Raw genomic sequence first — 6,000 nt, forward strand, 5'->3', positions numbered from 1 at the left:
ACGCAGGAGGCAAGACGGATGACCAATTCCCGAACGATGATCATCGCAGCAACGCTGAGCGGGCTGATCGGCACGTCCGCCCCGGCCCAGACCGACGGAGACACCATGACCCGAATCAACGTGATCCTTGACGGACAGACACTGACCGCAACGCTGGACGACAGCATCGCAGGTCAGGATTTCGCCGCAATGTTGCCGCTGGAGCTGACGCTGAGCGATTATCACGGCATCGAGAAAATCGCCGATCTGCCGCGCGAAATCGACCGCTCGGACGCGCCGGAAAGCTATCAGCCCGAAGCCGGGGATATCACCGTTTACGCCCCATGGGGCAATCTGGCGATCTTCTACAAGCCGTTTCAGGAGTCGCGCGGGCTGATCCGTCTTGGCGCGTTTGACGGCCCGGTCGATGCGCTGATCCGCGATGGCGAATTTCCGGTCAGGATCGAACGGGCCGACTGACCCGCAGCGACACCGAGAACCCGCCGTGCCCATGCGCAGGCGACGGCCTCAAACCCTTGCATCACAGGAGAGCCAAGATGGCACAGGACAATCATATCTTTACCCTGTCTGACAACGTCACCCGGACGCCCGTCACCTATGACAACCGCTATGGCACCGGCATCGCGGCCGAGCTGTATCGGCCGGCCGATTTCGACGAGACCAAGCAATATCCGGCCCTGATCATCGGCGCGCCCTATGGCGGCGTCAAGGAACAGGGCCCCGGCGTCTATGCCAATGAGTTGGCGCAGAAGGGCTTTGTCGTGCTGACCTTCGATCCGGCCTATAACGGCTTTTCCGAAGGCGCGCCGCACCATCTGTCCTCGCCCGACCTGATGGTCGAGGATTTTCTGGCAGGCGTCGATTATCTCGGCACGCGGCCTTTCGTCGATCGCAATCGCATCGGGTCGATCGGCATTTGCGGTTCGGGCAGCTTTGCCCTGTCGGCGGCGCAGGTCGACCGTCGCGTGAAGGCCGTTGCGACCGTGTCGATGTATGACATTTCCCGGATGCACAAGAACGGCTTCGGCGACAGCATGAGCGATGAGGACCGCGCAGGCTTCCTGGATATGATCGCCGAACAGCGCTATGCCGATTTCGAGGCTGCCAGCCCGGCATTGGCGGATCGCGGCTCTCCCCTGGAACTGGACCCCGAAAACGATCCGGTCGGGGCCGAATTTGGTGAGTTCTATTCGCGCCCGCGCGGCTATCACCCCAATTCGATCACCCAGTTCACGATCACGAGCGCGGCGAGCTGGATGAACTTCGCGCTTCTGGACAACCTGTCCTGGCTCGACGGTCGTCCCGTTCTTCTGGTGATGGGTGAGAATGCCCATTCGCGCTATTTCAGTGAAGACGTCTATGAGGCCGCATCCGAACCGAAAGAGCTGCTCATCGTGCCGGGCGCGAACCATGTCGATCTCTATGACAAGACCGATGTGATCCCGTTCGACAAGCTGGTGAGCTTCTTTGAATCGGCGCTCTGACCGCTTTGAAGGTCCCGACCGCCTTCAGCGGCGCGCATCCGGGCGATGCGACGCCGCTGACTGGCGGGTGACATCTATAAAAAGGCAGAGCTCGCTTTGGCGCTAAAGAATCCGGGCCGCAGCGATATCCTTTTTTGCGAAGTCGATCAGGGCCCGTATTTTCCGGGGCACGGCGCGGCCTTCCAGATAAACGGCGTTGAGCGGTGCGGTGCTGCCGGTGAAACCGGGCATCACCTCGACAAGATCGCCGCCGCCAAGCGCGTCGTAAATCGCGAAATGCGGAACATAGGCAATGCCCAAACCTGCAATCGCCAACTCTGACGCGGCACGGGCCGAGTTGACCTGAAAGCGACCGCGAATATTGGCAACGAATTCCTCGTCGTTCCGATACAGCACCCAACGGCGCGGCGCGCGGCGATTGGTATCGACGATACAGCTGTGCCCCGTCAGATCATCCGGCCGCGCGGGATCACCGTGGGCGGCGATATAGGCGGGGCTCGCCACCAGCACCGACCGGACCTCGCCCATCTTGCGGGCCTTCAGCGACAGCATCTCGGGATGACCGATACGAAAAGCCAGATCGATCCCCTCCCCGGCCAGATCGACGAAACCGTCATGCAGCCGCACATCGAAGCTGAGCCCCGGATGCTCCTGAGCGAAACGCCCCAGCATGGCCCCGATATGGACCTCACCGAAGGTGACCGGGGCGGCGACTCGGATCATACCGCTCAGCCCTTGCGAGTTTTCGGCAACCCCGGCCAGCAGATCGTCCAGATCCTCCAGCAGGGCGGGCGCACGGGCCAGCAGATCCTCGCCCGCCTGTGTCAGACCGACCGTGCGCGTTGTGCGCTGCAACAGCCGGACCCCAAGCCGCGCCTCCAGCTGGGCGACGTATTTGGACGTCAGACGGTTTGACACGCCGATCTGGTTCGCAGCGGCGGTGAAAGAGCCGGTCTGGGCGGTGGCCACGAAGGCCCGCAATTCGTCGGTGATATCCATCAGCTAACTAAGAACAGATCATGGAAAGTCATCCCATAAAATCGCCATTTCGTTGATCTATTGCAAACCCTAAATTGGCCGCAACAGACAAACCCGCCAATTCGGCAATCAAAGGATGCAAAGATGAACCGTGATACGAATTCCGATTATGCCGCCGCGCTGCTGCGCGTCACCAGCGGCGTATTGTTTCTGGCCCACGGGCTGATGAAGGTGAATGTCTTCACCATCGCCGGCACGGTGGCCTATTTCGAAAGCCTCGGCCTGCCCGGCCTTTTCGCCTATCTGACCATCCTGGCCGAGCTGGCCGGCGGCGCGCTGCTGATCCTGGGCGTAGCCACGCGTCTTGTGGCCCCGGCCCTGATCCCGGTCCTCCTGGGGGCGGTCTGGGTGCATTCCGGCAATGGCTGGGCGTTTTCGGGCGAAGGCGGCGGATGGGAATACCCGGTGTTCTGGGCCGCGGTGCAACTGGCCATCACCTTGCTGGGTGCCGGGGCCTATGCCCTGAAAATCCCCGCGCTCGAAAAAGCCCTGGGCGCCTACGCATAGCGTTGCGCCCTACCTGACCCACCAGAGGAGCAGAATCATGATGACGACACATACCCTTGCCTCGCTGCGCGACCGGCTTGCCCCCAGTGACCGGATGCCGCTCGTGTTTCTTGGCCATGGCAGCCCGATGAATGCGATCGAGGACACGCAATACAGCCGCGCCTGGTCCGAGCTGGGCCGCAACCTACCCCGCCCCGAGGCGATCCTGGTGGTCTCGGCGCATTGGATGACCAAGGGCACGACGCTGGTCGATGTTTCGGCCATGCCCAGGACCATCCACGATTTCCACGGCTTCCCCGAGGCGCTGTATCGCCAGCGATACCCCGCCCATGGCGCACCCGAACTGGCGCGCAAGGTGGCGAGCCTGCTGGCCAGCCATCACGGCGAAGAGGATGACAGCTGGGGTCTGGATCACGGTGCCTGGGCGGTGCTGAAATTCCTCTATCCCGAGGCCGATGTTCCGGTCTTCCAGGTCTCGATCGACATGACCCGAGGGCTTGATTACCAGCTGGAGATCGGCAGGATCCTGTCCGAATTGCGCGACCGGGGCGTGCTGATCCTCGGCTCGGGGAATGTCGTCCACAATCTGCGCGCCATGCGCCGGGACGGCGCGCCCCAGGATTTCGCGCTGGAGTTCGACACGCTGTTCACGGAGAGAATGACAGATCGCGATTTCGGGGCATTGGTCGACCGGCAAGGTCTGGGCTCGCTGCTGACAATGGCACATCCCACCGTCGACCACTATCTGCCCGCCCTCACCGTCGCCGGCGCATCCGACCGGCGCGACGCGCTGACCTTCATGACCGACGCGATTGATCTCGGATCGGTCTCCATGCGCTCATTCGTCTTTCACGCGACGTGAAGGCAGAGCGGGTCGAGAGCCAGCGAATCCTACGGTTCCATGTAATCGTCTCTTCAAACGTTGATGTGGCGTTGATGTGGATGCGCGCTTGGGATGCTCGACTATTTTCGCTGGCATACAAGCGTTTGATCTTAGGGGAATTTTTGGTTGCGGGGGTAGGATTTGAACCTACGACCTTCAGGTTATGAGCCTGACGAGCTACCGGGCTGCTCTACCCCGCGACAGGTGTGCTTGGCGCACGGTTGCACCGATCTGGTTTTGATGGTGCGGTTTGTTCATCGTTTAGAGAGATTTGCGTTTCTTGTCAGATCTGGCGGTGACCTACTCTCCCACGTCTTGAGACGCAGTACCATTGGCGCGACGGCACTTAACGGCCGAGTTCGGGATGGGATCGGGTGTTTTGCTCGTGCTATGTCCACCAGATCGGAGAAGAAACGCTCAGCGCTCCGGCTTTGGGCCGGGAAGTTGTCCAAGGATGCTTTTGGAAGTGGCGGTCTGGCCACTTCCGGATCAAATCAAGCCTGTCGAGCCATTAGTACCGGTCAACTGAACGCATTGCTGCGCTTACATCTCCGGCCTATCGACGTGGTGGTCTTCCACGGCTCTCAAGGGATACCTGGTTTTGAGGGGGGCTTCACGCTTAGATGCCTTCAGCGTTTATCCTGTCCGTTCATAGCTACCCAGCACTGCCGTTGGCACGACAACTGGTCCACCAGTGGAACGTTCACCCCGGTCCTCTCGTACTAGGGGCAACTCCTCTCAAGTATCCTACACCCACGGCAGATAGGGACCGAACTGTCTCACGACGTTCTAAACCCAGCTCACGTACCTCTTTAAACGGCGAACAGCCGTACCCTTGGGACCTGCTCCAGCCCCAGGATGAGATGAGCCGACATCGAGGTGCCAAACGATGCCGTCGATATGGACTCTTGGGCATCATCAGCCTGTTATCCCCAGCGTACCTTTTATCCGTTGAGCGATGGCCCTTCCACTCGGGACCACCGGATCACTATGGCCGTCTTTCGACTCTGCTCGACTTGTCAGTCTTGCAGTCAGGCTGGCTTCTGCCATTGCACTCAACGAGCGATTTCCGACCGCTCTGAGCCAACCTTCGCGCGCCTCCGTTACTCTTTGGGAGGCGACCGCCCCAGTCAAACTACCCACCACGCAGGGTCCCGGACCCGGATAACGGGCCGCGGTTAGACATCAAGAGTGCGAAGGGCGGTATCTCAAGGATGGCTCCCCGGAGACTGGCGTCCCTGGTTCAAAGCCTACCGCCTATCCTGCACATCGCAATCCTGATGCCAGTGCGAAGCTATAGTAAAGGTGCATGGGGTCTTTCCGTCTAACCGCGGGAAGTCTGCATCTTCACAGACAATTCAATTTCGCTGAGTCCACATTTGAGACAGCGGGGAAGTCGTTACGCCATTCGTGCAGGTCGGAACTTACCCGACAAGGAATTTCGCTACCTTAGGACCGTTATAGTTACGGCCGCCGTTTACCGGGGCTTCAATTCAAGGCTTGCACCTCTCCTTTTAACCTTCCGGCACCGGGCAGGCGTCAGACCCTATACGTCGCCTTGCGGCTTCGCAGAGCCCTGTGTTTTTAGTAAACAGTCGCCACCCCCTGGTTTGTGCCCCCGGCCCACAGTTGCCTGCAAACCGGGCCTCCTTCTCGCGAACTTACGGAGGTATTTTGCCGAGTTCCTTAAATGTGGTTCTCTCAAGCGCCTTGGTATTCTCTACCAGTCCACCTGTGTCGGTTTCGGGTACGGTCTCATGGAGGGCTGTTTCCAGGGACTGCTAAGCGGCCCTTCCAATCCGATAAGGAAGAACAACCGTCGCAATCCGTCACCATCTCCTGGCCCAGGAATATTAACCTGGTTCCCATCGACTACGCCTTTCGGCCTCGCCTTAGGGGCCGGCTTACCCTGCTCAGATTAGCTTTAAGCAGGAACCCTTGGACTTTCGGCGACAGGGTCTCTCACCCTGTTTGTCGCTACTCATGTCAACATTCTCACTTCTGATCACTCCACCGGATGCCTTACAGCCCGGCTTCACAGTCAGAACAATGCCTCCGTTGAACCCGAAGGATCAAAAGAGGCAGCGT

At 60.0% G+C, this 6,000-nt stretch carries 5 protein-coding genes, 1 tRNA gene and 2 rRNA genes (1 of these 8 cut by a window edge); 4 read left to right on the plus strand and 4 right to left on the minus strand.

Features of this window, described 5'->3' with window-relative positions; all coding sequences use genetic code 11:
* Window positions 1-18 precede the first annotated feature (18 nt).
* Both PAF20_RS10905 and PAF20_RS10910 read left to right on the plus strand, forming a co-directional pair.
* The gene (locus tag PAF20_RS10905; RefSeq protein WP_271070671.1) at window positions 19-459 is read left to right on the plus strand and encodes a cyclophilin-like fold protein; all 441 of its coding nucleotides are present in this window, start codon (window positions 19-21) and stop codon (window positions 457-459) included.
* Window positions 460-536: 77 nt separating this feature from the next.
* A complete protein-coding gene (locus PAF20_RS10910; RefSeq protein WP_271070672.1) occupies window positions 537-1,484 on the plus strand; it encodes an alpha/beta hydrolase in 948 nt (315 codons plus the stop codon).
* Between the two features lie 102 nt (window positions 1,485-1,586).
* Here the strand turns inward: PAF20_RS10910 and PAF20_RS10915 are convergent, their stop codons facing one another.
* A complete protein-coding gene (locus PAF20_RS10915) occupies window positions 1,587-2,483 on the minus strand; it encodes a LysR family transcriptional regulator (protein WP_271070673.1) in 897 nt (298 codons plus the stop codon).
* A 123-nt stretch (window positions 2,484-2,606) separates the two neighbouring features.
* Between PAF20_RS10915 and PAF20_RS10920 the strand changes: the two genes are divergently transcribed.
* Entirely contained in the window at window positions 2,607-3,029 is a 423-nt protein-coding gene (locus PAF20_RS10920) for a DoxX family protein (RefSeq protein ID WP_271070674.1), read from the plus strand.
* A 37-nt stretch (window positions 3,030-3,066) separates the two neighbouring features.
* Window positions 3,067-3,891, plus strand: coding sequence for a 4,5-DOPA-extradiol-dioxygenase (gene ygiD / locus PAF20_RS10925; protein WP_434802918.1), 825 nt, complete (start codon window positions 3,067-3,069; stop codon window positions 3,889-3,891).
* Window positions 3,892-4,035: 144 nt separating this feature from the next.
* Here ygiD and PAF20_RS10930 read toward each other — a convergent pair.
* The 3 genes from PAF20_RS10930 to PAF20_RS10940 form a co-directional block, all read right to left on the minus strand.
* Window positions 4,036-4,112 (minus strand) — tRNA-Met (locus PAF20_RS10930).
* Window positions 4,113-4,199: 87 nt separating this feature from the next.
* Window positions 4,200-4,314: ribosomal RNA gene (gene rrf, locus PAF20_RS10935) — 5S ribosomal RNA — on the minus strand.
* Window positions 4,315-4,402: 88 nt separating this feature from the next.
* A 23S ribosomal RNA gene (locus tag PAF20_RS10940) occupies window positions 4,403-6,000 on the minus strand (it continues 1,238 nt past the right edge of the window).

The sequence above is a fragment of the Paracoccus albus genome (assembly GCF_027913035.1).
GTDB lineage: Bacteria > Pseudomonadota > Alphaproteobacteria > Rhodobacterales > Rhodobacteraceae > Paracoccus > Paracoccus albus.